Origin of the sequence: Collinsella sp. AF23-2 (assembly GCF_003459245.1) — a bacterium.
Lineage (GTDB): Bacteria > Actinomycetota > Coriobacteriia > Coriobacteriales > Coriobacteriaceae > Collinsella.
In genome coordinates this window covers 1-26,330 of sequence record NZ_QRVG01000022.1, presented here as the reverse complement: position 1 = coordinate 26,330, position 26,330 = coordinate 1, and the positions used below count along the sequence as shown (strand labels likewise).

Genomic DNA, 26,330 nt, shown 5'->3' with positions numbered 1-26,330 from the left:
GACGAGCGGCGGGCCGGTCGACGCTGCGCGCCACCCAGAGCGACAATTTGCCATTCAAAAGGCACGGCATGACCAGAAGGTCTATGCCTTGCCTTTTGAATGGCAAATTGTCGCTCTGGGCGGCGCTCGCTGGCATTGCCAAAACATCGACGTTCCCAATGACTACCGTGTGTCTATTAATTTTTCGAGCTTGTGCTGCGCTGCTGGTCGCTGGCGTATATCCTGTTAAGTCGTCAGCATACGATTCAACAGGGAAGGCAGATTATGCATTCTCCCCATCAACGCGACGCGCATCCACAGCTGGTGTGCAGCCGTCGCATCTTTTTGGGTAGCGCTCTCGCTGCGAGTGCTTCCGTCGCCGCCGGCGCGCTTGCCGGCTGCCAGCGTCCGTCCACACTCAAGGTGGTCCAGCCCACGACGGGCGGCGGTCGCGATGACCTGTCCGATTCCGTTATCGGCAAGGATAAGATCCGCATTGGCATGGAGGCGGCCTACGCCCCGTACAACTGGCAGGTTTCCGAGGCCAGCGAGTTCACCATTCCCATCGACAACGTGCAGGGAGCCTATGCCGATGGCTACGACGTGCAGATCGCCAAGATCGTCTGCAAGGCCCTCGGCGGCGAGCCTGTTGCCGTCAAGCAGAGCTTCTCGGGCCTTATCGATTCGCTCAACAACGGCCAGATCGACCTCATCATTGCCGGCATGAGCGCCACGCCCGAGCGCGAGGAGTCCGTCGGCTTTTCCGACCCGTACTTCATTGGCTACTTTGGCCTGTTCGTAAAAGAGGGCTCGCCCTACCAAAACGCGACCAAGCTCAGCGACTTTAGCGGCGCCACGGTGCTCGGCCAAAAGGACACCATGCTCGACACTGTCATTGACGAGATCCCGGGCGTTGTGCACAAAAACCCGGTCGACTCCGTCCCCACGGTGTTTTCGAATCTGCTGCAGGGCACGTGCGACGCCGTGACCTACAACACCGAAAACGAGAAGGGCTATATGGCCCAAAATCCCGGTATCGTCCCCATCCATTTTGCCGAGGGCGAGGGCTTTAAGCAGGAGGTCGCAGCAAACGTCGGCTGCCGCAAGGGCTCGGACAGACTGCTTAAGCTCATCGATAAGACGCTCAAGGGCATTAGCCAAGAGGAACGCGACCAAATGTGGGACGCGTGCCTCGATCGTCAGCCGGCATAGGGAGGCAGCATGAAAGCCATCAATCGCCTGGCCTCCTTTGTCAAGGCCGACCACCGTTATGTGTACCTGGGCACGAGCGTTATCGCGGCGCTCGGCCTGGCATTTAGCCAACGCAACCCCACGCCGCTGAGCTTCTTGGCGCCTACGGGCGTGTTCCAAGACTGCCTCTGGGCGATTCTTTGGGCCTGGCTCGTCGTGTCGGCGGCGGCGCTCGTCACCAAGCTCATGCACTGGAACGACTATCGCGAAATGTCGCCGTTTGCTTCCGAGCGCTTCCGTCGCGGCGCGCGCCTGGGCAGCTATGTCGTTGTTGCTATTGCGGTGATCTTCTTTATCGACCGTTGCGTCATGTCGTTTATCGACCTGGTGCAGGTGAGCATTGTCTCGGACTCCAACCCCAGCGACTTTTTGTCGAGCCTGGTCTACATGACCTACAAGAGCGGGGACTTCTTTATCCGCGGTATCGAGATCACCATCGCGCTTGCCACCTTCGGCACCGTCATCGCATTCTTCCTGGCGCTGCTCTTTGTGTTCCTGCGCATTCAGACCTTCGACCGTGTGGACAACGATCTCACGCGCTTCTTCAAGAGCATCGGCCGCGGCTTTGCGACCATCTACTCCACCATCGTGCGCGGCACGCCCATGATGGTCCAGGGCCTGCTCATCTATTACGCGGGCTTCACCGTTTTGCGCGGCATGGGCTTCGAGACCGCCCAGGCCAACCAGATCTGGAGTACCTTCACCGCTGGCCTCGTCACCATCTCGCTCAACTCCACCGCCTACATGATGGAAGTTTTGCGTGGCGGCATCGAGTCCATCGACCCCGGTCAAGCCGAGGCGGCGCGCTCGCTGGGTCTGTCGCAGTGGCAGGCCATGCGCAAGGTCGTGTTCCCCCAGGGTATTAAAAACGCGATCCCCGCACTCACCAACGAGCTCATCATCAACATCAAGGACTCGTCGGTGCTCTCGGTCATTGGCGTGTTTGACCTCATGTACGCCACCACCACTGTCGCCGGCGTGTACTACCGCCAGATGGAGGTCTACTGCGTGGCGCTCGTGGTTTACCTGATCCTGACGCTCGTGGCGAGCCGCCTGCTCGAGGCCTTTGGCAAAAAGCTCGGCGCCGAGGCCCCGGCAACGCTGCCCAGCTCCAACTAGGCGCAAGACGAGGAGAATCATCATGGCAGATACCACTACCACCGGCGCTGTGGCCGCCGCACAAACTAAAGAGCCGCTCATCCGCGTCGAGGGCCTGCGCAAGAGCTTCGGTTCGCTCGAGGTGCTCAGGGGCATCGACCTGTCCGTTAACCCCGGCGAGGTCGTCACCATTATCGGCGCCTCGGGCTCGGGCAAGTCGACCTTCCTGCGCTGCCTCAACCTGCTCGAGACCCCGGACGCGGGCCACATCTGGTTCCACGGCCAGGACCTTACGGCCGAGCGCTGCAATATCAATAAACTCCGTGAGGACATCGGCATGGTGTTCCAGGGCTTTAACCTGTTCAACAACATGGATGTGCTCGACAACTGCACGCTCGCGCCCGTCACGCTCAAAAAGATGCGCAAGGCCGAGGCCGAGAAGGTCGCAATGGAGCATCTGACGAGCGTGGGGCTCGAAAAGTTCGCGCACGCCGCCGTGGGTCGCCTGTCCGGTGGCCAAAAGCAGCGCGTGGCCATCGCCCGCGCCCTGTGCATGAGTCCGCAGATCATGCTGTTCGACGAGCCGACTTCGGCACTCGACCCCGAGATCGTGGGCGAGGTGCTCGAGGTCATGCGCAAGCTCGCGGCCGACGGCATGACCATGGTCGTCGTCACGCACGAGATGGCCTTTGCCCGAACCGTGTCCGACCGCGTGGTCTTTATGGACAAGGGCGTGGTGCTCGAGGACGCCGCGCCGGCCGAGCTCTTTGGCAACCCCAAACACCAGCGCACCCGCGAGTTCCTCTCGCGTTATCTCGAGGACAAATAACCGACCGCAAACGCTTATGCGACAGGGCCGCTCCGGTGGGGCGGCCCTCGTCATCACAATCGAAAGGATGTCATGGCCGAGGTTTGGCGCTTCTTTGCGCATGAGGACGATTTTGCCGATATAGACGAGGCCGGCGCGTGCGAGCGCTTGGGCCGCGTGCTGTCGTTTCCGACCGTCTCGAGCATGGATGCCGAGGCGGTGGACTGGCAGCCCTTCGATGACCTGCGCGCCTATATGCAGCAGGCCTGGCCGCGCGTGTTTGCGGCGGGCGAGGTCGAGCTTATCGACCATTCACTGCTGGTGACGCTTGCCGGCAGCGATCCGGCCCTTAAGCCCGTTATGCTCATGGGCCACATGGATGTGGTTCCCGTGGTGCCGGGTACTGAGACCGACTGGACGCACGCCCCCTTTAGCGGGCGCGTGGACGACACCTACATCTGGGGCCGCGGCGCGATCGACATGAAAGACCAGGTCGCAGGCATTCTCGAGGCTGTCGAGTATGCGCTGGCGCACGGTTGGCAGCACGAGCGCACGCTGCTCCTGGCCTTTGGCCAGGACGAGGAGACGACGCAGTACGGAGCAGGCGCCATCGGCCGTGCGCTCAAGGGGCGCGGCATTGAGCTTGAGTACCTGATCGACGAGGGCGACTACCGCATCGTTCCGGCTGCCGAGTACAGCGCGGGCGAGGGTTGGCTCATGCACGCCGACCTGGCTGAGAAAGGTTATGCCGACATTGTGCTCAAGACAAAGAGCGCGGGTGGACATTCTTCCAACCCCTACGGCGGCACGTCGCTTGAGGTGCTCAGCCGTGCCATCACCGCAATCTGCGATATCGAGTGGCCGACGCGCGTGACCGACTTGCTTGCCGCCCAACTCGTCGAGTTGGGGCTCTACACGGCCGATGAAATTGCCGCCAACGGGGACGCCATTGTCCGTGATTGCCTCGCCAGCAAAAAGCTCTATCCGCTGGTGACGACTACCTGCGCGCCCACGCAGATCGAGGGCGGCAGCACCGGTGCCAACGTGATGCCACAGGACATGTGGGCCAATATCAACTTCCGCATGCTCGAGGGCACGGGCGTGGCCGATGTCGCTACTCGCTGCCGCGAGGCCGTTGCCGCGGCGGGCCTTGCCGGGCGCGTGGAGGTCGAACTCGGCCCCGGCAGCTCCGAGCCTTCGCCGTCTCCGCGTGTCGGCGGGCCGGGGCTCGAGGCCGTCCGTGCCATCGCCGCCCACTATTTCCGTGAGCCTTTGGGGACGGAGGAAAACGGATTATTCGAGCCGGTGGCAATTGTGCCCTCGACCGTGATCGGTGCGACCGACGCTGCCAACTACCAGCGTATTTGCCCTGAGTGCATTCGCTTCTCGGCCTTTGTGGTTGATGACGACGAGTGTGATCGCGGCGTCCACGGCACCAACGAGCGCATCACCCGCCGTGCCTACCTCCAGGGCATCCGCTTCCTCGTCGCTCTACTCCAAACGCTCTAGAATGTGATAAAGCGACAGTCCCTTTGTTAGCCGTTGGGGACGTTCTCAAACGACTAGTCGTTAAGGAACGTCCCCAATGGCTGCGTCCAATCATTCCGTGCGGGTTATATGCAGGTTTGCCTGCGCACGCTATCATGTATGGGTTAGACCGCAACTATGTACCCCATACGCGAAGGGATGCGCATGTATCTGAAGATCGACATGTTCTAGCCGGGCTTACCCCCGTAGTGGCGCCGCGCGCCCCATCAACTCTGCCGATTTTCACCTTCACGCATATAAAGGAGTCCCGCCATGCGCGACAAGCTCGAAAAGATTATCAAGGCCTACGAGGAGCTCGAGAAGAAGCTCTCCGACCCGGCCGTCGCCTCTGATATCAAGGAGTTCACGCGTCTCAACAAGGAGTACGCGCACCAGTCCGACCTCATCGCCGCTTCGCGTGAGTACATCGGCGCGCTCGATGACATCGAGGCCGCCAAGGAGATGCTCCACGATACCACCGATGCCGATGAGAAGGAGATGCTCCAGATGGACATCTCCGAAAACGAGGCCAAGCTTCCCCAGCTCGAGGAAGACATCAAGTACATGCTCATCCCGAGCGACCCCAACGACGACAAGAACACCATCGTCGAGATTCGCTCCGCCGCCGGTGGCGACGAGGCGGCTATCTTTGCCGGCGATCTGTACAAGATGTATCAGCGCTTCTGCGAGTCGCGCGGCTGGAAGACCACCGTGCTCGACTCCAGCCCCAGCGAGGCCGGCGGCTTTAAGTCCATCGAGTTCAAGGTCGAGGGCGACCGCGTCTACTCCGTCATGAAGTTCGAGTCCGGCGTGCACCGCGTCCAGCGCGTTCCCAAGACCGAGTCCCAGGGTCGCATCCAGACCTCCACGGCAACCGTCGCCGTGCTTCCCGAGGCCGAGGAGATCGACGTTCAGATCAACCAGTCCGACCTGCGCATCGATACCTACTGTGCCTCCGGCCCTGGCGGTCAGTGCGTTAACACCACCTACTCCGCCGTGCGCATCACCCACCTGCCCACCAACACCGTGGTGCAGTCGCAGGAACAGCGCTCCCAGATCCAGAACCGCGAAGTCTGCATGCAGATGCTGCGCGCCCGTCTGTACGAGATGGAGCTCGAGAAGCAGCAGGCGGAGCTCGGTGCCGAGCGCCAGAGCCAGATCGGCCACGGCAACCGTTCCGAGAAGATCCGTACCTACAACCAGCCCCAGGACCGCGTGACCGATCACCGCATCGGCTTCAACTCCACCTACAACGGCGTCCTCCTGGGCGACCAGCTCGGCACCGTCATCGAGGCGCTCGCCGCCGCCGAGCGTGCCGAGAAGCTGGCACAGGCCGTGTAGTGGGCTACGCGGTTTTGCCAAACCGCGTAACGGCTCGACGCTGCAAACGCCCCTAAGCGGCAATCTGACGTTCAATCGTCGGTCGCGTACCAAAGTACGCTTCCCTCCTCTTTCACGTCACCTTGCTCGCTTAGGGGCGTTTTCGCTGACTTATGCTCAACCTGCGGCGTTGTCTTGCTCCGGATGCAGTCATTGGGGACAGACATAAATGAGTACCTACCTGCGGCGTTGCCATCGCTGCCGAATAGTCATTGGGGACGTTCTTAAATGACTAGGTTGGGTAAATTGCTTTTCAAATTTATTCAATTTGTTTTGTTAGAAATTAAGCTATTTACCCGCTTAAAGCAATTAACGGTATGCATCTGCAATTGAAAATATTGCTCGAAAAATCGTCCAAGAAGTCGCGGGGTCCTTTTTGGTGCGTCGCGCGTCAAGCGATGTGGCAAGTTCTTGGTTAGATATTGGTCAGTTTTGGGGCAACCTTGCCAAAAGCTTGACGGATGCAGATTTAGACGTCGACGAATGAACACTTCAGGTGGGCTCCAAGCAAAAATCTGGGCTGATTCTCGATAATCGCCTTCAATCGTCCCTTGCCAAGCGCTGGCCTCGCTTACAATCTGCTCCGACATTCGCGCGCCGCCCGGCGCTTAAGAGGGGAGAGCCCCATGGCAAACGAGATCTGGACCATCAAGCGTTGTCTCGAGTGGACCAAGGAGTACCTGGCCGAGCGCGGCGAGGAGCACCCCCGTCTTTCTGCCGAGTGGCTGCTGTGCGCTGCCACGGGTTTGGCGCGCATTGACCTATATATGCGCATGGACGAGACGCTTAACGCGGCCCAGCTCGAGACCATGCACGCGGCCGTCGTTCGTCGCGCCAAAGGCGAGCCGCTGCAGTACATTACCGGCGGCACGCAGTTCCGCATGATTGACGTCGCGTGCGCCCCCGGTGTGCTCATTCCGCGCCCCGAGACCGAGATGCTCGTCGAGGAAGTCCTCAATTATCTGGATGCCGAGGTGCTGAGCCCCGAGGCTGCTGCCCGTCAGCGTGTTGAGCTGCCTTGGAACGATGAGGTCGAGCAGGCCCGCAAAGCCGAGGCGGCGCTGGCCGACGAACGCGCGACCGCCGAGCGCCGTGCCGCCAACCTGACGGCCGCCGATGAGGCTGCGCTGGGTAGCGACGTGCTCGGCAGCCGCGCCTATGCCGAGGAGCTTGCCGATCGCGAGGCCGAGGAAGCCGCCGCGCAGGCGGCAGAAGCAGAGGCCATGGAAACCCCCGAGCCCGAGCTCGACGAATACGGCATCGCCATTGAGGGCAACGACCAACAGACGACTCCCGCGCAAGATGCCGCCGAGGCCAACGCATCTGCTCCAGCCGAGCCCTGCATCGCCCGCGTTCTCGAGGTCGGCTGCGGCACGGGCTGCATCTCGCTCTCGCTTGCCTGGGAGCGTCGCGGCCACGTCACCTGCACTGCTACCGATATCGAGCCGCGCGCCATCGACCTGGCCACCAAAAACCGCGACGCGCTCGGGCTCACGTCCGATGAGGTCGCCTTCAGCCTCACCAACCTGGTGAGCTCCATTCCCCACGACGAGTGGGGCACCTTTGACGTGCTCGTCTCCAACCCGCCTTACATTCCGACCGATGTCATGCGCTCGCTGCCGCACGAGGTCAAGGACTTTGAGCCCGATCTGGCGCTCGAGGGCGGTGCCGACGGCCTCGATATCTTCCGCCGCCTGCTCAACGCGGCGCCCTACATGTTGCGCGCCGGCGGCCTCTTTGCCTGCGAGCTCTACGAGGGCGCGCTCGACGCTGCGGCCGAGCTCTGCCGTCAAGCGGGTCTGTCGGACGTGCGCATCGTCCACGACCTCACCGATCGCCCCCGCATCGTCCGAGCCATCGTCACCGAGCCCAAGCAGCGTATTTAAGCTGAACTAATAGACATTTGCTCAAGTTTGCTCTTGCAATATACCGTAAAACTTCTACTATAGAAGGAGGAAGGTATGTCGAATCAGCTGCATCGGTACCGTATTGTGCTTGATTACATTGAACCTTGGCTTGATGAGCAGGATGAAGCTACGCTGAAGCAGATTTATGCAGACCTTTTGGTGCTCGAGAAGGAAGGTCCCAGCCTTGGTCGTCCACTGGTTGATCGCGTTAAGGGCTCGAAGCTTCATCATTTAAAGGAGCTGAGAGTGACTTCGTGTGGTGGGCAGGTGATTCGCATCCTCTTCGCCTTTGACCCCAAGCGCCAGGCGGTATTGCTATTGGCGGGTGATAAGTCGCGAGCGGGATCGTCAAGGGCAAAATGGAACGGCTGGTATGCGATCAACATTCCAAAGGCCGAGCAACTATACCGTCGCCACGTAAGGAGGCTCGATCGAGATGGAACTGCATGAGTATATGGAATCTCGCGGGATAACGCGCGAATCCATTACCGCCGAGCAGGAGAGGACTCGCGATCGTATCGAAGCCTATAAGCTTGCTGAGATTCGCAGGCTAAAAGATCTAACACAGGCGTCGGTCGCCCAGTCGATGGGCGTTTCTCAAAAACGTGTATCCGAGCTCGAGCGCGGGGAGTTGGGGTCGATGAGGCTCGACACGCTGAGCAGGTACGCAGAGAGCCTCGGCGGAAAACTGGTTGCAAGCATCGAGTTTCCCGATCGTACCGTTACGCTTGCGCGCTAATAATCTTCAATTAACCCCCTCACTTTCACCGACTACTAGAGCCGCTCACCAAACCAACATGCGCTCTGGGCAAATAGATTGAACGTTTCGTGCGAGAATGCCCCACAGTAAACAAACTTGCACCAGAGCGTAAGGGGCTGGCATACACATGCAGACGGTCTATCGGGTATACGAGGGAACGCGCGAGCCGCATCGGCTTGCCGTTGAGCGTACGGCCGAGGTGCTCGGCTGTGGCGGTCTGGCCCTGATCCCGACCGAGACCGTCTATGGTGTCGCTGTGGCAGTTAACGCCTTTTCGGACGCCGTGCCTCAAGATACAAGTGAATTCCCATCGTGGCCGCGCGATCCGCAGGCCACCGTCAACGGCGCCGCGGTCCCCGCGCTCGGTACCGGCTATCGTCGTATCTTTACCCTCAAGCAGCGCGAGCTCACCCAAACGGTTGCCTGGCTGGTCGATGATGCCGAGGCGCTCGACCGCTATGGTGTGGATATCCCTAACGAGGCCCGCGTGCTCGCCCGACGATGCTGGCCGGGCGCCCTGACTATCGTGGTCAAGGCGGCCCCCTGCGTGCCGACCTTTATGCGCGCCGCCGACGACACGGTGGCACTTCGCGCTTCGGCCTCGCCCGTGGTGCAGGCGCTCATCCGCGCCTGCGGCAGCCCCCTTGCCTGCACCAGCGCCAACACGCATGGCGCGCCCGCGCCGGCAAGCTTTGTCACGGTGGAGGAGCGCATCCTGGAGGGTGTCGATGTTGCCGTCGACGCCGGTGAGACTCCGTGTCGCGATGCCTCGACCATCGTGTCGTTCCAGCACGGCGGGCTCCAGATCCTGCGCCAAGGCGCACTTCCCGCATCAGAGATCGAACGGGTCCTGTCCGACCCGATGCAATAGAAAGGTGTAAGCGATGTCGTTGAATCTGGGCAGCCTGGGCATGGAAGATGCCTCGTTTAACTTTGGCGGTTCCTACATCATGGCGCTCGACTGCGGCACCACCTCGGTACTTGCGACCATCGTCGACGAGTACGGATGCATCGTCGCGCAGGCACGTCGCAGCGTCAAAACCAGTTTTCCGCGTCCCGGTTGGGTAGAGCAAGACCCCATGGCGGTCCTTGCCAGTCAAATCGCCGTCATGATGGAAGTCCAGTTTAAGAGCGGTATCCACTCCGACCGCATTGCCGCCATCGGTATCTCCAACCAGCGCGAGACCACGGTGGTGTGGGACCGCATAAGCGGCCAACCCATCTATAACGCCATCGTGTGGCAATGCCGTCGCACCGCACCTCTGATCGACGAGCTGGTCGAGCAGGGCGCAGAAGAGCTGGTGCGCTCCCGCACGGGGCTTACGCTCGACCCGTATTTCTCGGCCTCCAAGGTGCAGTGGATTCTCGATAACGTCGACGGCGCGCGCGAGAGCGCCGCGGCGGGCGACCTTATGTTCGGCACCATCGACACGTGGCTCATCTACAATCTCACCGGCGGTCAGGTCTTTGCTACCGACTACACCAATGCCAGCCGCACCGCGCTCTTTAATATCCATGCGCTCGATTGGGACGACGATCTGCTGGCGCTTTTCGACGTCCCGCGCTCCATGATGCCCGAGGTTCGTTGGAGCTCGGGCGATTACGGCCGCGTTGCGAGCGACATCATGACCAACATGCCACCCATCATGGGCGTGGCGGGCGACCAGCAGGCGTCGCTATTCGGCCACTGCTGCTTCCATCCCGGCCAGACCAAAAACACCTATGGCACGGGTTGCTTTATGCTCATGAACACCGGCGACGAGATCGTCGAATCCAAGAACGGTCTGGTCTCCACGATCGGTATCGCCGCGGACGGCAAGATCAGCTATGCGCTCGAGGGTTCTATCTTTGCCGCAGGCTCCACCATGAACTGGCTGCGCAACAACATGGGCATCATCTCGAGCGTGAGCGAGTCCGCGCAACTCGCCGCTTCGATCAACGACAACGAGGGCTGCTACCTCGTCCCCGCCTTCGCAGGCCTGGGCGCTCCCTGGTGGGACCCGCATGCTCGCGGTATCGTGTGCGGCCTGACCGGTGCCTCGAGTCGCGCGACCATTGTGCGTGCGGCCTGCGAGTCCATGGCCTATCAGAGTTATGACGTGCTGCGCGCCATGGAGCAGGACGTGGGACTTTCGATTGAGCGCCTGTCCGTCGATGGCGGTGCCTCGCGCAACGAGTTCATCATGCAATTCCAGGCCGATCTGCTGGATATGCCCGTGCTGCAGTGCGAGACGGTGGAGACCACGGCGATCGGCGCCGCGTACTTGGCGGGCCTTGCCGTCGGCTACTGGGAGGATTTGGAGGAGCTGGAGCAAAACGCTCAGATCGTCAAAATCTTCCATCCTCATATGTCCGCCGAGCGCCGTGAGAGCAACCTCGCTGGTTGGCGTGATGCCGTCAAGCGTTCGCTCAGCACCGTTCAGTAGGGTTGCGACGGGGCACTCGATACAACAAACCGTTAAACTTATGCACGGCGCGCGGCAACAACATCGCCATGCGCCTTGTCAGCAAGGCCATCTTCCGGCCGCAACGAAAGGGGCTTCAACCCATGACCGTCACCTACGATACGTCCCGTGTGACCCTTGTCGATCACCCGCTCGTCCAGCACAAGCTGTCGATCTTGCGCGACAAGAGCACCGGCACCAACCAGTTCCGCCAGCTCGTGCGCGAGCTCGCGCTTTTTGACGGCTACGAGGCCATGCGCGACCTGCCCATGGAAGACGTCGAGGTCGAGACCCCCATCACCACCGCAACGTTTAAGCAGCTCGCCGGCAAGAAGCTCGCCGTCGTTCCCATCCTGCGTGCAGGCCTTGGTATGGTCGACGGTATCCTCGACCTGGTGCCCTCCGCTCGCGTGGGCCATATCGGCATGGAGCGCGACGAGGTTACCCACGAGCCGCATGAGTATTACTGCAAGATGCCCAAGGATATCGACCAGCGCATTTGCCTGGTTGTCGACCCCATGCTGGCCACGGGTGGCTCAGCCGAGATGGCTATCAGCTACCTGCGCGAGCGTGGTGTCAAGGACATCCGCATGCTGTGCATCGTCGCGGCCCCCGAGGGCCTCAAGTCGCTGACCGAAAAAGATCCCGATGTGCATATCTATACCTGCGCCATCGATGACCATCTCAACGAGGCCGCCTACATCGTTCCCGGCCTGGGCGACGCCGGCGACCGCATCTACGGCACGCTCTAGCCGTCGGGCCTTGTCGGCTGCAGTCACAAATACGAAGAAATGGTGCGCGCGGGCGAGCAAAAGACGTCCACGCGCACTCCTGTTAACGGACGTTTAGCCCTGAGGGGTTCGAGAAAAACGTATTACCTACCTGCGGGATAAAGAAGGTCTTAAGAAAACGTACAGCTGCGTATTAACCGATGCTTTTTCGGTTGTACTTTAGCGATTGGCTCGTACAATAGTCACCAATGTTTGGCGGGAACTGTTCTGGGAAGCGTTAAAAAGGAAAGTGAGGACGCCAATGTTTCAGATAGCCGATCTGCTCGCTATCGTTGCAGGCGCCATCGCGGGCGCGGTCGCCTTTCTTCCCTTTGTCTTTACGCTCAAGCCGGTTCTTGACGATAAACAGAATGCGGACATGCTCAAGGGCATGGTGAGTCTCGCGGTCTCGGCGATCGCGTTGCTTGTCTTTACCTTGGTTGTGTTTGCGTTGTTCGGAGAGGCATTTCGCATGTTCCTCCTGGGCGAGGCGATCGGCTTCGTGGCCTTTATGGCCGCCTGCACGGTTCGCGTCGCCAAGGCGCTGCGAGATCCTCATGAGGTCGAAAGGTAAGTCGTGGAAATTTTTGAAAAGCTGCCTGATGAGATTAATCATCTGGTCAGCGAGTTCAGCTCCACCCCTGTCGTGGGCGATCTGAGCTGCGGCATCACGCAGTACTCGTTTTGGCTGATCGTCTCCACGATCGTGCTCCTGATCGTCCTGGCCGTGTTCAAGAAGAAGCAGACCCTGGTTCCCAAGGGCTTCTTCGTCAACGGTTTCGAGTACATCATCGAGTACGTCGAGAACGATATCGGCAAGGGCGTCGTGGGTGAGAACTGGAAGAAGCACTTCCCGTTCCTGTGCTCGCTTTTCCTGTTCATCCTGATCAATAACATGATCGGCCTGATCCCGGGAATGAAGCCCGGCACCGGTGCAATCGGCTCCACCGCCGCGCTCGCCATCTTCGCCTTCGTGTACTTCATCTACTACGGATGCAAGGCTCACGGCGTGATCGGCTATATCAAGAGCCTCGCCCCGCAGGGCGTGAGCTTCCCGATGAACGTGCTTGTGTGGGTCGTCGAGCTTTTCTCGACCTTCCTGCGCCTCATCACGCTCGCCGTCCGTCTGTTCTGCAACATGTTCGCAGGACACGTGGTCATGGGCTCGTTCGCCATCATGGCGAGCATGTTCATGCAGCCGCTGCTTCAGCAGGTTTCCGCGGCCCACGCCGTCGGCGCCCTGCCTTCGCTGGCCTGGCTTGCCATCCTCATCCTAATCTATGCGATCGAGCTTGTGGTCGGCGCCATCCAGGCTTACGTCTTCACGGTCCTTACCGCCGTGTATGTCTCCGAGGCAGAGGAGGTCGCGGAGGAGGAGTAATCTTCCGTTCGCGCCTTAAAGGTAAGGCAATTCGTTAAACCGCCGGTGCCCGTACCCATGGAGCCCGGCAGTTATAAAAAGGTTATCCTGCGTGAAATAAGACACGCACGACAAAGGAGGAATCGTGGGAGTTATCGGTTACGGTCTCGGTGTTATCGGCGCTGGTCTTGCTATCGGCCTGTCTGCTCTGGGTGCTACGGGTGCTATGGCCCGTCAGCCTGAGGTCCAGGGCCGCGTGTTCACCGTCTTCATCATGGGCTCCGCCTTCGGCGAGGCTCTGGCTCTGATCGGCTTCGTTGTCGCGCTGATCGTTAAATAGCACGGAGCGTCAAGTATGAATCTTTCATCCCAGAAGAGCGCGATCGCACTCTCCGCGTCCGCGGCCGCGCTGCTCATGCCGGTTTCCGCGTTCGCAGAGGACGGCGCTGCCGGTGCGGACATCCTCATCCCTAAGATGGCGGAGTTCATCCCGGCGCTTATCGCCTTCCTGATCATCTGGATCGTGCTGGCCAAGGTCGCCCTGCCGGGCATCATGAAAACCATGGAGGAGCGCGGCAAGAAGATCGAGGAGAGCCTCGACGAGGCCGAGAAGACCAAGCAGGAGGCTATCGCCAAGCGCGCTGAGTCCGACTCGATCGTCACCGACGCCCGTCGTCAGGCTGCCGACATCGTTCTCGAGGCCCGTAAGGACGCCGAGTCCGAGCGCGCCCGTATCATCGAGGCTGCTCACAAGGAGGCCGAGGAGATCATCGCCAAGGCCCATACGACCGTCGAGGACGAGCGCAAGTCCATTTACGCCGGTGCCGCGAGCTCCATCGCCGACCTGTCCGTTGCCGTCGCCACCAAGATCGTGGGCGAGGCACTCGAGGACGATGCCGAGCAGAAGAAGCTCATCGAGCGCTACATCCAGGAAGCAGGTAGCCTGAATGCCGACTAGCCGCTATCAGGACAAGGTGCTCGAGACCTACGCGCGCTCCCTTCTGGAAGCCGCTAAGGCCGAGAACCATGTGTTCGAGGACCTCGAGATGATCGAGCGCTTGGCTTCTGCCAGCCCCGAGATCATCGCCGTGCTCGACACCATGTCCAAGCGCGACCAGCTCGACCTTCTTCCCAAGGTGGCAGCTGCCTTTAAGTATGTTGCCGAGGAAGACGAGGATGTAGTGGGCGTGACCGTCACCACGGCGATCCCGCTCGACGACGAGCTGCGTCAAACCATCACTAAGAAATGCGAGCAGGACTTCGGCCGCAAGGTATTCCTTATCGAGCAGGTTGACCCGTCTATCGTGGGCGGCCTGGTGCTCGAGGCCCGCGGCGAGCGTCGTGACATTTCCGTCAAGACGCAGCTGCGCATCGCGCAGGAGACCCTCGCAAACTCTGCTAATTCGTACGGAGGTGAAGCCTAATGTCCGAAACCCTCAATGCCCAGGATATCGCCAAGAAACTGCAGGAGCAGCTCACGAGCCTCTCCGCGACGGTCGATACGCATGAGGTTTCAACGATCGACGAGGTAGGCGACGGCATCGCGCGCGTCTCCGGCCTCAAGAGCGCCATGGCAGGCGAGCTTCTGGAGTTCAAGAGCTCCGATACCGGTGAGACCGTCTTCGGCCTTGCCCAGAACCTTGACCGTGACGAGGTCGGCGCCGTTCTGTTCGGTGCCGTCGACTCCATCAAGGAAGGCGACGAGTGCCGCACCACTGGCCGCATTATGGATATCCCCGTGAGCCGTGCCATGCTCGGCCGCGTCGTCAATCCGCTCGGCCAGCCCATCGACGGCCTGGGCGACATCGTCGCCACGCACCGTCGCCCCATCGAGTTCAAGGCTCCCGGCGTCATCGATCGTACCCCGGTGTGCGAGCCGGTTCAGACCGGTCTGCTCGCTATCGACTCCATGGTGCCTATTGGCCGCGGTCAGCGTGAGCTCATCATCGGCGACCGTAAGACCGGTAAGACCGCCATCGCCATCGACGCTATCCTCAACCAGCGCGGCAAGGGCATGGTCTGCATCTATGTCGCCATCGGCCAGAAGGCCTCCACGGTTGCCAACATCCGCGAGACCCTCGCTCAGCACGGTGCGCTCGACTACACCATCATCGTTTCGGCCACCGCTGCCGATTCCGCCCCTATGCAGTACATCGCGCCTATGGCCGGTGCCGCTATCGGCGAGTTCTTCATGTACAACGGCGAGGACGGCAAGCCCGCCAGCGAGACCAACCCCGGCGGCCACGTGCTCGTCATCTACGACGACCTGTCCAAGCAGGCTGTGGCCTACCGTCAGATGTCGCTGACGCTGCATCGTCCGCCCGGACGCGAGGCCTATCCTGGCGACATCTTCTACCTGCACTCTCGTCTGCTCGAGCGTGCCGTCAAGATGTCCAAGAAGAACGGTTACGGCTCCATGACGGCACTGCCGATCATCGAGACCCAGGACGGCGACGTCTCGGCCTACATTCCGACCAACGTCATTTCCATTACCGATGGTCAGATCTACCTGCAGTCCGAGCTCTTCTTCCAGGGTCAGCGCCCGGCAGTCGACGTGGGCATCTCCGTGTCCCGCGTCGGTGGCGATGCGCAGACCAAGGCTATGAAGCAGGTTGCCGGCAACCTTCGCCTGGACCTCGCTTCGTACCAGGAGCTCGCTGGCTTTACGCAGTTCGGCTCCGACCTCGACGAGGCTACTCAGAAGCAGCTGACCCATGGTGCTCGCATGACCGAGCTCCTGAAGCAGCCGCGTTACAAGCCGTTTGAGGTTGGCGAGCAGATCGTTACGCTGTTCGCTGGCAACGAGGGCTTCCTGGATGACCTGGAGATCGCCGACGTGCTGCCCTTCCGTGCCGAGCTCATCGAGTACATGGACAATGGCTTTGGTTCGCTGCTCGACAAGGTTCGCGCCAAGAAGATCGATGATGACACCAAGGCTGAGCTCTTGCGCGTCATCGGCGACTTCAAGCAGCAGTTCATGGCCAAGCACCATTCGGATGTTTCTGGATCAGAGGAGAACTAAGCCCCATGGCCAACCTTCGCGACATTAAGAAGCGAATCTCCTCGGTTACCACGACCAAGCAGATCACGCGCACGATGGAGATGGTCTCTACGGCCAAGATCCGTCGTGCCCTCGATCGCTCCAAGCAGGCCGAGCCCTATAAGGAGGCGCTGACCGACGTCATGTTGACGGTCGCCGGCGACGCCTCCTGTTCGGGCACCGATCCCATGCTGCAGAAGCATGAGAGCGTCAAGCATGGCCTGATTGTCGTTATTGCCTCGGACCGCGGCCTTGCCGGCGGTTTCAATACGACGGTGGAGCGCACGGCCGAAAAGCTCGCCGCTTCTTGGGCGAACGACGGCATCGAGTGCGAGATCATCGCGTGCGGGCGTAAGCCGGCCACGTATTTCCGTGACCGCGCAAACGTCGTCATGCACTTTGAGGGCAACTCCTCTGAGCCCGATTTCAATCAGGCCCGCATGATCTCCTCTCATATCTGCGATGCGTATCGTGCCGGTGAGCTTGACCGTGTCGAGCTTGTCTACCACCACGCCAAGAACCGCGTGGATCAGGAGCTTCGCGTCGAGCATCTGTTGCCGCTCGACCCCGAGATGATCGCTATGGCCCACGGTCCGCGTAAGAACGAGACCGACGCCCCTAAGCGCATCTCGTCCACGTTCGAGTTCGTGCCCTCTCCCGAGCATGTTCTCGGCAAGCTTGTGCCGTCTTATATCCTGACGGTCATCTACCAGGCCCTGATCGATTCGGCGGCTGCCGAGCAGGGTGCACGCCGCAAGGCCATGCACTCCGCGACGGAAAACGCCACCGCGATCATCTCGACCCTTACCCGCACGTATAGTCGCGTGCGCCAGGCTTCGATCACGACCGAGATTAACGAGATCGTCGGCGGAGCCTCAGCATTGGAGGAACAGTAATGGCTAATAACACCGTAAAGCTTGCGGTCGAGGAAGCCACCAAGAAGACGACTGCCGGTGATGGTCGCATCGTGCGAATCATCGGCCCTGTCGTCGACGTCAAGTTTGACGGCGCGGTGCCCCCGATCTACAACGCGCTCACGGTCGAGGCCGAGACCCCGATCGGTCATCTGAGCACGATCCTCGAGGTCGAGAGCCAGCTTCCGGGCGGCGTCGTCCGCACGGTCGCCATGTCCTCGACCGACGGCCTGCAGCGCGGCCTCATCGCCACCGATACCGGTGAGCCCATGAAGATGCCCGTTGGTCCCAAGACGCTCGGTCGCATTTGGAACGTCATGGGCAAGCCCGTCGACGGCAAGCCCATGCCCGAGGTGGAGGAGTTCTACCCCATCCACCATGCAGCGCCCCGCTTTGACGAGCTCACCACCAAGACCGAGATCTTCGAGACCGGCATCAAGGCCGTCGACCTGCTCGAGCCCTACATCCGTGGCGGCAAGACCGGCCTGTTCGGCGGCGCCGGCGTCGGCAAGACCGTTCTGATTCAGGAGCTCATCAACAACCTCGCCCAGGAGCACGGCGGCACCTCGGTGTTCACCGGCGTCGGCGAGCGTACCCGCGAGGGCACCGACCTGTTCCTCGAGATGAGCGAGTCTGGCGTTATCGACAAGACCTGCTTGGTCTATGGTCAGATGAACGAGCCGCCCGGAGCGCGTCTGCGCATCGGTCTGGCCGGCCTTACCACCGCTGAGTACTTCCGCGATCGCGGCCAGGACGTTCTGCTGTTCATCGACAACATCTTCCGCTTCTCCCAGGCAGGTTCCGAGGTTTCCGCACTGCTGGGCCGTATGCCGTCCGCCGTTGGTTACCAGCCCACGCTGGCAACCGAGATGGGCGACCTCCAGGAGCGCATTACCTCGACCAAGACGGGCTCCATTACCTCCGTCCAGGCTGTCTACGTCCCCGCAGACGACCTGACCGACCCGGCGCCTGCCACGACGTTTACGCACCTCGACGCCACCACGGTTCTTTCGCGTAGCATTTCGTCGCTTGGCCTGTTCCCGGCTATCGACCCGCTCGCATCTTCCTCCGACGCTCTCGATCCCTCGATCGTCGGCGAGGAGCACTACCGTGTCGCCGTCAAGGTCCAGGAGCTCCTGCAGGAGTACTCCGACCTTCAGGACATCATCGCCATTCTGGGTATGGACGAGCTGTCCGAGGAGCAGCGCCTTACGGTCAACCGTGCCCGTAAGATTCAGCAGTTCCTCTCGCAGTCCTTCCACGTCGCCGAGAAGTTCACCGGCAACCCCGGTGTCTACGTCCGCGTCGAGGATACCGTCCGCTCTTTCGCCGAGATTGTCGACGGCAAGGCCGATGACCTGCCCGAGCAGGCTTTCCGCTATGCTTCCACGATTGAAGACGTGCGCGAGCGCGCCCGCAAGATGGGGGAGAAGTAGGTTATGCGTATCCGCATCGTGTGCCCCGTGAGCTGCGCCTATGAGGGCGACGCTGCGTTTGTGTCGATTCCGTCCACGGATGGCGAGTTTGGCGTCCTGCCTGCTCACTCCAGCGAGATCTGCACGATCGACCGCGGTTACGTTCGCGTTTCCGATAAGGCCATGGGCACTGTCGACCACACGTTTGCCGTGGCCGGCGGCTATGCCCAGGTTGCGGACGATGTCGTGACCGTTCTCGCCGAGCGCGCTTGCGATTTGGCGACCGTCGATGCCGACAAGCTTAAAGCTGATATTCAAGGTTTTGAAGAGAAGCTGGGTAATTTGTCGGAGGATGATGCACGCCGCGCCTACCTCTATAATGAAATCGCATGGTGTAAGCTCAAGCTTGCCCAATAGTCAAACGATTTAGCGTTCGACCATTTGCGAACACATCATGCCCGGGATGGCCCAGCCACCCCGGGCATGCTTTTTGAAAGGGTAGACCTTGGATATTATCCGCGTTGAGGGTGGCCACGCCATCGGAGGCTCCGTGCCCGTCTCGGGCGCCAAGAACTCCGCGCTCAAACTCATGGCGGCAACGCTTCTGGCGCCGGGCAAGACGACGCTGCAGAACGTGCCCGATATTTCCGATGTCCACGTGATGGGCAAGGTGCTCAAGGGCATGGGCGCTACGATCGATGTTCTCGACGAGCACACGCTCGAGATTGATACCTCTCAGGTCGATTCATGGGAGGCCCCCTACGAGCTCGTTGCCAAGATGCGCGCTTCCACCGCCGTCATGGGGCCCCTGCTGGGCCGCTTCCATCGCGCCAAAATTGCCATGCCGGGCGGCTGCAACCTGGGTGCTCGTAAGATCGATATGCACATTCTTGGTCTTGAGGCCCTGGGCGTTGAGTTCGATACCGCCCACGGTTACATCAACGCTAATGCGCCCCAAGGTCTGCGCGGTACCACCGTCACGCTCGAGTTCGCCAGCGTCGGTGCGACCGAGAATCTCATCATGGCCTCTGTGCGCGCACAGGGCACCACGGTTATCGACAATGCCGCCCGCGAGCCCGAGATCGTCGATCTCGCCAACATGCTCAACGAGATGGGCGCCAAGATTGTTGGCGCCGGTACGCCCGTCGTGACTATCGAAGGCGTGGAAGAGCTCCATCCCGTTATCCATCGCGTGGTGGGCGACCGCATCGAGGCCGGTACCTTTATCGTCGCCGGTGCGTTGATGGCGGACGATCGCGGTGTCGATGTCACGGGCTTTTGCCCCATTCATTTGGGCATGGTGCTCAAGAAGATGGAGCTCATGGGTATCGACTGCGAGCGCGTCGAGGATGGCGTCCATGTGAACCGTGCCGAGCGTATCAAGCCGGTCGACATCCAGACGCTTCCGTTCCCCGGTTTCCCGACCGACATGCAGGCACAAATTATGGTGCTCTCCGCCCTTGCCGACGGCAGTTCCGTTATTACCGAGAACATCTTCGAGAATCGCTTTATGTTTGCCTCTGAGCTGGTGCGCATGGGTGCCGACATTCGTATCGAGAGCCATCATGCCATGATTCATGGCGCCAAGGGCTTCTCGGGTGCACAGGTTACCTCGCCCGATTTGCGCGGCGGAGCGGCCCTCGTCGTAGCGGGCTTGATCGCCGACGGGACGACCGAGGTTTCGGCTATCCATCACATCAAGCGCGGCTACGAGCAGTTTGTCGAAAAGCTGCAGGCGCTCGGCGCGCATGTCGAGCATGCTACCGTCCCCGATCCCGTCATCTACTAATACAGGTTGCCTATGTTTAATAAAAAGCCCCTCGCGGATACCACCACCCGAAGACCCTCAACTGGTGCGCAGGCCAAGATCTACAGTCGCGATAACGTGGCTCGCTATTCCGAGCGCGCTCGTCAACGCCGCCGTAGCCACACGATTCGTCACGTCGCGCTCATTGTCGTGCTTGGCGTGCTGCTGAGTGCCACTACCGCTGCCGGCCTGTGGTTTGCCACCATTATGGGCAAGCTCGGCGATTCTAATGTCATTACTGACAATCTGCGTCGGGTTCTGGTTGACACCGATGAGGCAAAGGATCCGTTCTACGTGCTGCTTCTTGGCACCGACGGCCGTCCGGGCGAGGATACGTATCGTGCCGACTCGATTATCCTGGCACGCATCGACCCCACGCAAAAGCAGGCGACGCTCATTTCCGTTCCGCGCGACACCAAGGTCGAGTACAAGGGCGAGACCATGAAGATCAACGCCTGCCATACCGTTGGCGGCGCCGAGGCCATGGTCGAGGCGGTCAACGAGCTGTGCGGTGTTCAGATTTCCCACTATGCCGAGGTCAGCTTCGACGGTATGCAGGCGCTGATTGATTCGGTTGGCGGTATCGACATTAACGCAACCGATGATGTTGACGACCCCGAGCACCTGGATATTAAGATTACCGCTGGCCAGCAGCATATGGACGGTGCCACCGCCCTTACCTATGCCCGCTGCCGCTACACCTATGCCGACGGCGATTACACGCGCATGCGCCACCAGCGTCAGGTGCTTGGCGCCCTTGCCAACCAGATTCTCAATAACTTCGATGCCACGAAGATCTTTGGCCTGGTTAATTCGCTGTCCGATATGCTTGTAACCGATATGAGCGTTCAGGATATCGTGGCTACGGTCAACGCCATGCGCGGTATGGATGTCGACGGTATCTACTCGGCCAACCTGCCCTCGTACGCCGACGACAGCACCATGATTGACGGTGTGAGCTACGTCTTTGTCTACGAGGACGTGCTCAAGGAAATGATGGAGCGCGTCGATGCCGGCAAGGATCCCAAGGGTCCCAACACCATGGGTCTTTCCGACGGCTCCAGCTCTACGATCGGCGACCTCAGCAACAACACGTCTGACGACTACGCAAACGGCACCGCAACCTCATCGGTCAGCTCTGACGATTCCGATGGCTCAAGCGATTCGAGCGATTCGGACTACTACGAACAGCCCACCGGCGACGGCAACGGTTACGAGGCCAACTACTAAGTTACGGCGTTTTACCAAACGCCGTAACGACTCGACGCTGCGCGCCGCCCAAGGCGACAATTTGTCATTCAAAAGGCAGGGCATGACCAGAAGGTCAATGCCCTGCCTTTTTCATGCCAACTTGTTCGCCTTGGACGTCGCTCGCTGACGTTGGCTCAACCTGCGATGTTGACTACTCCCCTTGTATCAAAAACCGCCCCGTTCTCTGTAGAGGACGGGGCGATTCGTCTTTTGGGCTTATGCAGCCAGGCTTATGCGAAACGGGCGACGAGCTCCTGCAGGACGTCGGTCATCTTGACGAGCGAACTGACCGGGACAAACTCGTTGACGCCGTGGTAGCAATAGCCGCCGGTGGAAAGGTTGGGGCAGGGCAGACCGCGGAACGACAGCTGCGCGCCGTCGGTGCCGCCGCGAATCGGCAGCACTTGGGGCTCAACGCCGCAGGCAAGGTAGGCTTCCTTGGCAACATCAATAAGCTCGGGATAGTCACGAACGATCTCGGCCATATTTCGATACTGCTGCTTAATCTCGACCGTCACGCGCTTGTCACCCAAGCGCTGGTTGAGCATCGAGGCGGCGGCATCAATAAGGTCGAGTTTCTGCTGGAACTTGGCTGCGTCATGGTCGCGGACGATATAGCGCGCTGTGGCGTGATCGACGGTTGCAGATACACCCTCAAGGTGATAAAAGCCCTCGTAGCCTTCCGTATACTCCGGGCGCTGCACGTAGGGGAGCAACGCGTTGAAGTCGCAGAACAGATTGCCTGCGTTAACCATACGGCCTTTGGCGTCGCCCGGGTGGATGGACTGGCCCTCAAAGCAGACGGTCGCCTCAGCGGCATTAAAGCACTCCCACTCCAGCTCGCCGATGGGGCCACCGTCGACCGTGTAGGCATACTTGCAGCCAAAGGTATCGATATCCAACAGCTCGGCTCCGTGGCCGATCTCCTCGTCAGGGCAGAAGCAAATGCCGAGTGCGGGATGGGGCAGAGAAGGGTCCTGAGCGATACGCGCGACAAGCGACATGATCTCGGCGACGCCTGCCTTGTCGTCCGCGCCCAGCAGCGTGGTGCCATCGCTGCAGACCAGGTCCTCACCCGCGAGGTCGTTCAGGGCGGGAAGCTTGGCGGTACTCATGGCAACGGGCTTACCGTCAACCGTGCCGCAGACCAGGTCGCCGCCTTCGTAGTGCACGATGTGCGGCTTCACGCCGGCGCCCGGTGCAACTTCGGTGGTGTCGAGATGGGCGATCAGGCCCAGGGCGGGCTTGTCCTCAGCGCCCACACTTGCGGGGATATGCGCGCAGACATAGGCGTGCTCGGTCACGTGGGCATCTTCCGCACCAAGCTCGCGCAGCTCTTCAGCCAGCACGTTGGCAAGGTCAAACTGAACGGCGCTCGAGGGTACCTGGTCGCAGTTTGCATCCTCGGACTGCGTGTTGATCTGGACGTAGCGCAAAAAGCGCTCGAGGACATCGGGGTTCGTGGTGGTGTTTTCCATAAAGACCGCTCCAATCTTGGTCGTCGTGTGCAACAAGAACTCTAGCACGGTATGCCACGGCATACCGCGACGCTTGGATGGGGTAGAATCAGCCAATGAATGCAGAAGGGACGGAAGATCATGGATACGACAAATAGCTCGCGCGAACTACATCTGACGGTGGCGAACGAAGACTACTTGGAGTGCATGGTTCGCATTGAAAGCGAAGAGGGGGAAACCAACGGCGTGCGATCGGTCGACATCGCGCAGCGCCTTGGCGTCTCCAAGGCATCGGTCAATAAAGCGGTTTCGGCGCTCAAGGCATCCGAGCTTGTCGAGCAATCGCACTACGGCAAGGTAGTCCTGACCGATCGCGGCCGCGAGGTTGGCACGGCTATCTGGTACCGTCATCGCCTCGTCCGCACGTTTTTGGTTCAGGAGCTCGGTGTCGAATTTGAGCGAGCCGATTCCGAGGCCTGCATGATGGAGCATGCGCTATCCGAGGACACGATGAACCGCTGGCTCGCCTATCTCGAAAAGCAGGGAATCAGCGTCGAGGAATAGCGGGATATATATGGATACGAGTTATTACAATCGCTTTGGTGCCGAGGAACTTACGCGCCGCTTGTCGAGCGAGACCTTGTTGGCGCAGGGCCCCATGGGCAGTGTTCTGTTGAGTGAGTACGACGCCGCCGATATTCCACCGGCGTTTTGGAATCTGGCAGAGCCGCAGACCGTTTCTCGTATCCATCGCTTGTATGTCGCCGCCGGCGCGCAGGTACTCATTACCAATACCTTTCAGGCATCAAGCTATGCCCTCAAGCACGACCAGATTGCGCCGTCCGTGGCGGAGGTCAATCGCGGGGCCGTCGACGATGCCCGCCAGGCGCACCCTCAGCTGCTGCTGGGCTCGATGGGTCCGATCGGTATTGAGTGGTTTGCCGAGGACTCGGCCGAGTTTCGTGAGATCCGAGGCATTGCGCGCGAACAGGCGCACGCCTTGCTCAATGCTGGTGTTGACGGTCTGCTGATCGAGACGGTGACGTCTATCCGTAATTTGCAGCCCATGCTTGCCGGCGCCCGAGATGCCGCCGACGGCATGCCTGTTCTGGTGAGTTTTGTCGTTGACGATAAGGGCGACCTGTTGGGCGATGGCCTCAACATTGAGGCAGCCGTTTTGTACGCCGAAAAACACGGCGCAAACTCGGTTGGTGTTAATTGCTGTTCGCTTGCGGCCGCGAACGCGGCGGTGCGCAGGATGGTTGCATCGGCGACTACTCCCGTCACGGTGCGTCCCAACGTGGGCGATCCGGTCCAGACTCAGGATGGCCCCGTATGGCACGAGAACCCCGAAGCTTTCGCGCGCGCATGCATCGAATGGAGACATGCCGGTGCCGCAATGGTGGGCAGTTGCTGTGGAACTACGGCAATCACTACGGCAGCGATGGCCGAGGCGCTCGATATATAAAGGGCAAAACCGCTCCATACGGGGCGGTTTTTTTATTGCCTGCATGTCCTCGGCAGCATTTGCCCAAATGGTGAATGCTGGTGCCGGCAGGTTGCCGAGCGTGTATCGCGGGTATACCTCATGCGTACCATGATCCAAACACTGTGAGGTGTCTGCGCGTGTGCGCGATAATTCATTTTGGAACTGACGGTTGGCGTGCTCGCGTCGATGAGGACTTCACTGCCGATAACGTTGCCCGTATCGCCGATGCCGTCGGCGAGTTGTGGCAAAAGACCAATCCGGGCAAAACGGTATATATAGGGTTCGACACTCGGCCCCTGGCGCGCGAGTTCGCTGAGCTTGCGGCGGGTGTGCTAGCAGCGCACGGGCTAGACGCCGTGCTCGCTTCGCGACCTGTTCCGACCCCTGCCCTTACGTGGGCGGCGGCTTATGACGGTGAGGCGTGCGGCGCGCTCATGGTGACGGGGTCCCATCATCCGCAGGGTTATCTGTGTCTCAAGATTCGCATGGGTGACGGCTCGACCGCCAACCAGGATGTCATCGAAGAGCTCGAAGAGACCATGGCTCCCGAGCCAATGGGGATCGAGGGGCAATATCGCACCGCGGATATCATTCCTGACTATATGCAAGCGGTGGCATCGTTTGTCGATGCCGAAGCCATCCGCGCCGCGCACCTGCGCGTGGTTGTTGACCCCATGGGCGGCGCAGCCCAGGGCTATCTAGCCGACTTGCTGCGCGAGCTTGGCGTTGAGGTGCACGAGATTCACGCCGGGCAGGCGCCTGACCAAGAAGATATCTGCCCCGACCCCGTTGAGCCGTGGGTGGACGCTTGCGAGCATACGGTTATCGAGGACGGAGCTTGCGCTGGCCTGGTGACCGACGGCGACGCCGACCGTATCGGCGCGGTTGACGAGCGCGGCAGATATATACATCCGCATCAGATCATGGCGCTCGTTTTGGGCGACTTGGTTCAATTTCGTAATTTGGAGGGACGCGTCGTCGTCAATCTTTCGTGCTCGACGCTCGTGCGTCGCATTGCCGAGGCGCTTGGCTGCCGCGTGACCGTCAAACCAGTCGGTTTCAAATATATAGCGGCAGAGATGAAGAAGGGTGGCGTCCTCATAGGCGGCGAGGAAGCCGGTGGTATCGGCATCGCCGCGCATATGCCCGAGCGCGATGGAATCCTCGCCTGTCTGATTCTGTGTGAGCTTATGGCAAAGACGGACGCGCCTTTGGGCGTTCTGGTCGACCAACTCGAGGACAGTTTTGGTAAGACGAGTTACGGTCGACGCGATTTGCGCCTTGAGGCCGAAGATGCCGAAACGTTACGAACCCTGCTGCCGGGCGTAAACCCCAAGTCGATTTGTGGCAAGGTGCCGCAAAACGTTAGTCATATGGATGGCTTGCGTTTAGCATTCGAGGATGACACGTGGCTGCTGGTCCGTCCTAGCGGGACCGAACCAGTGGTGCGCGTCTACGCCGAGGGGTTCTCGGTGGAAGAACGTGATGAGTTGCTCGATGCTGGCTGTGCTTTAGCTAGGGGAACGTATCCGCTTTAACCATGAGACTGCCTTATATAAAGAGATGCTCGGTGAGCGGTAGTTAACGGCTGGCAAACGTTAGTCGGATCCCAAATTGTGTAGGAAATGTGTACACCCAGATTCCCGCCCCCGGCGCCCCTCCGGTCTGGCAAT

At 60.4% G+C, this 26,330-nt stretch carries 27 protein-coding genes; 26 read left to right on the top strand and 1 reads right to left on the bottom strand.

Features of this window, described 5'->3' with window-relative positions:
* The 23 genes from DWY03_RS10240 to DWY03_RS08205 form a co-directional block, all read left to right on the top strand.
* On the top strand, positions 1 to 229 hold a 229-nt coding region (locus tag DWY03_RS10240), incomplete at its 5' end, for a hypothetical protein (protein ID WP_233506808.1).
* A 35-nt stretch (positions 230 to 264) separates the two neighbouring features.
* Positions 265 to 1,191 (top strand): transporter substrate-binding domain-containing protein, encoded by a 927-nt coding sequence (locus tag DWY03_RS08310; protein WP_117840431.1) that lies wholly within the window; start codon positions 265 to 267, stop codon positions 1,189 to 1,191.
* 9 nt (positions 1,192 to 1,200) lie between these two features.
* A complete protein-coding gene (locus DWY03_RS08305) occupies positions 1,201 to 2,349 on the top strand; it encodes an amino acid ABC transporter permease (RefSeq protein ID WP_117840430.1) in 1,149 nt (382 codons plus the stop codon).
* A 22-nt stretch (positions 2,350 to 2,371) separates the two neighbouring features.
* Positions 2,372 to 3,157, top strand: coding sequence for an amino acid ABC transporter ATP-binding protein (locus DWY03_RS08300; RefSeq protein WP_117840429.1), 786 nt, complete (start codon positions 2,372 to 2,374; stop codon positions 3,155 to 3,157).
* A gap of 72 nt (positions 3,158 to 3,229) precedes the next feature.
* A complete protein-coding gene (locus DWY03_RS08295) occupies positions 3,230 to 4,645 on the top strand; it encodes a M20/M25/M40 family metallo-hydrolase (RefSeq protein WP_117840428.1) in 1,416 nt (471 codons plus the stop codon).
* Between the two features lie 291 nt (positions 4,646 to 4,936).
* Positions 4,937 to 6,004, top strand: a complete 1,068-nt coding sequence (gene prfA, locus DWY03_RS08290; protein WP_055252487.1) for a peptide chain release factor 1 — start codon at positions 4,937 to 4,939, stop codon at positions 6,002 to 6,004.
* A 665-nt stretch (positions 6,005 to 6,669) separates the two neighbouring features.
* Positions 6,670 to 7,929, top strand: a complete 1,260-nt coding sequence (locus DWY03_RS08285; protein WP_117840427.1) for a HemK/PrmC family methyltransferase — start codon at positions 6,670 to 6,672, stop codon at positions 7,927 to 7,929.
* Positions 7,930 to 8,004: 75 nt separating this feature from the next.
* Positions 8,005 to 8,400 carry a type II toxin-antitoxin system RelE/ParE family toxin gene (locus DWY03_RS08280; RefSeq protein ID WP_117840426.1) on the top strand — a complete coding sequence of 132 codons (396 nt, stop codon included), beginning with the start codon at positions 8,005 to 8,007 and terminating at the stop codon, positions 8,398 to 8,400.
* Positions 8,387 to 8,689 carry a helix-turn-helix domain-containing protein gene (locus DWY03_RS08275; RefSeq protein ID WP_117840425.1) on the top strand — a complete coding sequence of 101 codons (303 nt, stop codon included), beginning with the start codon at positions 8,387 to 8,389 and terminating at the stop codon, positions 8,687 to 8,689. The genes DWY03_RS08280 and DWY03_RS08275 overlap by 14 nt, the downstream gene beginning before the upstream one ends.
* A gap of 148 nt (positions 8,690 to 8,837) precedes the next feature.
* Positions 8,838 to 9,581, top strand: coding sequence for an L-threonylcarbamoyladenylate synthase (locus DWY03_RS08270; RefSeq protein WP_117840424.1), 744 nt, complete (start codon positions 8,838 to 8,840; stop codon positions 9,579 to 9,581).
* A gap of 13 nt (positions 9,582 to 9,594) precedes the next feature.
* The gene (gene glpK, locus DWY03_RS08265; protein ID WP_117840423.1) at positions 9,595 to 11,136 is read left to right on the top strand and encodes a glycerol kinase GlpK; all 1,542 of its coding nucleotides are present in this window, start codon (positions 9,595 to 9,597) and stop codon (positions 11,134 to 11,136) included.
* Between the two features lie 122 nt (positions 11,137 to 11,258).
* The gene (gene upp / locus DWY03_RS08260) at positions 11,259 to 11,906 is read left to right on the top strand and encodes a uracil phosphoribosyltransferase (protein ID WP_117840422.1); all 648 of its coding nucleotides are present in this window, start codon (positions 11,259 to 11,261) and stop codon (positions 11,904 to 11,906) included.
* A gap of 280 nt (positions 11,907 to 12,186) precedes the next feature.
* Positions 12,187 to 12,498 (top strand): hypothetical protein, encoded by a 312-nt coding sequence (locus DWY03_RS08255; protein ID WP_117770551.1) that lies wholly within the window; start codon positions 12,187 to 12,189, stop codon positions 12,496 to 12,498.
* Between the two features lie 3 nt (positions 12,499 to 12,501).
* On the top strand, positions 12,502 to 13,305 hold the full coding sequence (atpB, locus tag DWY03_RS08250) for a F0F1 ATP synthase subunit A (RefSeq protein ID WP_022094263.1): 804 nt from the start codon (positions 12,502 to 12,504) through the stop codon (positions 13,303 to 13,305).
* Positions 13,306 to 13,429: 124 nt separating this feature from the next.
* Positions 13,430 to 13,624 (top strand): ATP synthase subunit C, encoded by a 195-nt coding sequence (locus DWY03_RS08245; RefSeq protein ID WP_022094262.1) that lies wholly within the window; start codon positions 13,430 to 13,432, stop codon positions 13,622 to 13,624.
* 15 nt (positions 13,625 to 13,639) lie between these two features.
* Positions 13,640 to 14,242, top strand: coding sequence for a F0F1 ATP synthase subunit B (gene atpF / locus DWY03_RS08240; protein ID WP_006235712.1), 603 nt, complete (start codon positions 13,640 to 13,642; stop codon positions 14,240 to 14,242).
* On the top strand, positions 14,232 to 14,708 hold the full coding sequence (locus tag DWY03_RS08235) for a FoF1 ATP synthase subunit delta (RefSeq protein ID WP_006235713.1): 477 nt from the start codon (positions 14,232 to 14,234) through the stop codon (positions 14,706 to 14,708). The genes atpF and DWY03_RS08235 overlap by 11 nt, the downstream gene beginning before the upstream one ends.
* Complete coding sequence (gene atpA / locus DWY03_RS08230; protein ID WP_117840421.1) at positions 14,708 to 16,306, top strand: F0F1 ATP synthase subunit alpha; 1,599 nt, start codon at positions 14,708 to 14,710, stop codon at positions 16,304 to 16,306. Before DWY03_RS08235 ends, atpA begins: the two co-directional genes overlap by 1 nt.
* 5 nt (positions 16,307 to 16,311) lie before the next feature.
* Complete coding sequence (gene atpG, locus DWY03_RS08225) at positions 16,312 to 17,220, top strand: ATP synthase F1 subunit gamma (protein ID WP_006235716.1); 909 nt, start codon at positions 16,312 to 16,314, stop codon at positions 17,218 to 17,220.
* A complete protein-coding gene (atpD, locus tag DWY03_RS08220) occupies positions 17,220 to 18,674 on the top strand; it encodes a F0F1 ATP synthase subunit beta (protein ID WP_006235717.1) in 1,455 nt (484 codons plus the stop codon). Before atpG ends, atpD begins: the two co-directional genes overlap by 1 nt.
* Positions 18,675 to 18,677: 3 nt before the next feature.
* Positions 18,678 to 19,070 (top strand): ATP synthase F1 subunit epsilon, encoded by a 393-nt coding sequence (atpC, locus tag DWY03_RS08215; RefSeq protein WP_006235718.1) that lies wholly within the window; start codon positions 18,678 to 18,680, stop codon positions 19,068 to 19,070.
* An 88-nt stretch (positions 19,071 to 19,158) separates the two neighbouring features.
* A complete protein-coding gene (gene murA, locus DWY03_RS08210; protein WP_117840420.1) occupies positions 19,159 to 20,442 on the top strand; it encodes a UDP-N-acetylglucosamine 1-carboxyvinyltransferase in 1,284 nt (427 codons plus the stop codon).
* A 12-nt stretch (positions 20,443 to 20,454) separates the two neighbouring features.
* Positions 20,455 to 21,690 carry an LCP family protein gene (locus DWY03_RS08205; protein WP_117840419.1) on the top strand — a complete coding sequence of 412 codons (1,236 nt, stop codon included), beginning with the start codon at positions 20,455 to 20,457 and terminating at the stop codon, positions 21,688 to 21,690.
* A 251-nt stretch (positions 21,691 to 21,941) separates the two neighbouring features.
* Here the strand turns inward: DWY03_RS08205 and pepT are convergent, their stop codons facing one another.
* Positions 21,942 to 23,189 (bottom strand): peptidase T, encoded by a 1,248-nt coding sequence (pepT, locus tag DWY03_RS08200; RefSeq protein WP_117766202.1) that lies wholly within the window; start codon positions 23,187 to 23,189, stop codon positions 21,942 to 21,944.
* Between the two features lie 120 nt (positions 23,190 to 23,309).
* Here pepT and DWY03_RS08195 point away from each other — a divergent pair, with 120 nt between their 5' ends.
* The 3 genes from DWY03_RS08195 to DWY03_RS08185 all read left to right on the top strand — a co-directional run bounded on the left by DWY03_RS08195 (position 23,310) and on the right by DWY03_RS08185 (position 26,195).
* A complete protein-coding gene (locus tag DWY03_RS08195; protein ID WP_089573098.1) occupies positions 23,310 to 23,732 on the top strand; it encodes a metal-dependent transcriptional regulator in 423 nt (140 codons plus the stop codon).
* Positions 23,733 to 23,742: 10 nt separating this feature from the next.
* Positions 23,743 to 24,636, top strand: a complete 894-nt coding sequence (locus DWY03_RS08190) for a homocysteine S-methyltransferase family protein (protein WP_117840418.1) — start codon at positions 23,743 to 23,745, stop codon at positions 24,634 to 24,636.
* A 158-nt stretch (positions 24,637 to 24,794) separates the two neighbouring features.
* Positions 24,795 to 26,195: a phosphoglucomutase/phosphomannomutase family protein gene (locus tag DWY03_RS08185; protein WP_117630036.1), complete on the top strand. Its 1,401-nt coding sequence runs from the start codon at positions 24,795 to 24,797 to the stop codon at positions 26,193 to 26,195.
* Positions 26,196 to 26,330: the final 135 nt, after the last annotated feature.

Excerpts from the sequence above, each read along its gene's own strand:
- DWY03_RS08280 (WP_117840426.1), top strand. The coding sequence starts at position 8,005 with ATGTCGAATCAGCTGCATCGGTACCGTATTGTGCTTGATTACATTGAA.
- atpF (WP_006235712.1), top strand. The coding sequence starts at position 13,640 with ATGAATCTTTCATCCCAGAAGAGCGCGATCGCACTCTCCGCGTCCGCG.
- DWY03_RS08190 (WP_117840418.1), top strand. The coding sequence starts at position 23,743 with ATGGATACGAGTTATTACAATCGCTTTGGTGCCGAGGAACTTACGCGC.
- DWY03_RS08305 (WP_117840430.1), top strand. The coding sequence starts at position 1,201 with ATGAAAGCCATCAATCGCCTGGCCTCCTTTGTCAAGGCCGACCACCGT.
- pepT (WP_117766202.1), bottom strand. The coding sequence starts at position 23,189 with ATGGAAAACACCACCACGAACCCCGATGTCCTCGAGCGCTTTTTGCGC.
- upp (WP_117840422.1), top strand. The coding sequence starts at position 11,259 with ATGACCGTCACCTACGATACGTCCCGTGTGACCCTTGTCGATCACCCG.
- atpC (WP_006235718.1), top strand. The coding sequence starts at position 18,678 with ATGCGTATCCGCATCGTGTGCCCCGTGAGCTGCGCCTATGAGGGCGAC.
- atpG (WP_006235716.1), top strand. The coding sequence starts at position 16,312 with ATGGCCAACCTTCGCGACATTAAGAAGCGAATCTCCTCGGTTACCACG.
- DWY03_RS08300 (WP_117840429.1), top strand. The coding sequence starts at position 2,372 with ATGGCAGATACCACTACCACCGGCGCTGTGGCCGCCGCACAAACTAAA.
- atpD (WP_006235717.1), top strand. The coding sequence starts at position 17,220 with ATGGCTAATAACACCGTAAAGCTTGCGGTCGAGGAAGCCACCAAGAAG.
- DWY03_RS08270 (WP_117840424.1), top strand. The coding sequence starts at position 8,838 with ATGCAGACGGTCTATCGGGTATACGAGGGAACGCGCGAGCCGCATCGG.
- DWY03_RS08235 (WP_006235713.1), top strand. The coding sequence starts at position 14,232 with ATGCCGACTAGCCGCTATCAGGACAAGGTGCTCGAGACCTACGCGCGC.
- DWY03_RS08205 (WP_117840419.1), top strand. The coding sequence starts at position 20,455 with ATGTTTAATAAAAAGCCCCTCGCGGATACCACCACCCGAAGACCCTCA.
- DWY03_RS08310 (WP_117840431.1), top strand. The coding sequence starts at position 265 with ATGCATTCTCCCCATCAACGCGACGCGCATCCACAGCTGGTGTGCAGC.
- DWY03_RS08275 (WP_117840425.1), top strand. The coding sequence starts at position 8,387 with ATGGAACTGCATGAGTATATGGAATCTCGCGGGATAACGCGCGAATCC.
- prfA (WP_055252487.1), top strand. The coding sequence starts at position 4,937 with ATGCGCGACAAGCTCGAAAAGATTATCAAGGCCTACGAGGAGCTCGAG.
- glpK (WP_117840423.1), top strand. The coding sequence starts at position 9,595 with ATGTCGTTGAATCTGGGCAGCCTGGGCATGGAAGATGCCTCGTTTAAC.
- DWY03_RS08195 (WP_089573098.1), top strand. The coding sequence starts at position 23,310 with ATGGATACGACAAATAGCTCGCGCGAACTACATCTGACGGTGGCGAAC.
- atpA (WP_117840421.1), top strand. The coding sequence starts at position 14,708 with ATGTCCGAAACCCTCAATGCCCAGGATATCGCCAAGAAACTGCAGGAG.
- DWY03_RS08295 (WP_117840428.1), top strand. The coding sequence starts at position 3,230 with ATGGCCGAGGTTTGGCGCTTCTTTGCGCATGAGGACGATTTTGCCGAT.
- DWY03_RS08255 (WP_117770551.1), top strand. The coding sequence starts at position 12,187 with ATGTTTCAGATAGCCGATCTGCTCGCTATCGTTGCAGGCGCCATCGCG.
- DWY03_RS08285 (WP_117840427.1), top strand. The coding sequence starts at position 6,670 with ATGGCAAACGAGATCTGGACCATCAAGCGTTGTCTCGAGTGGACCAAG.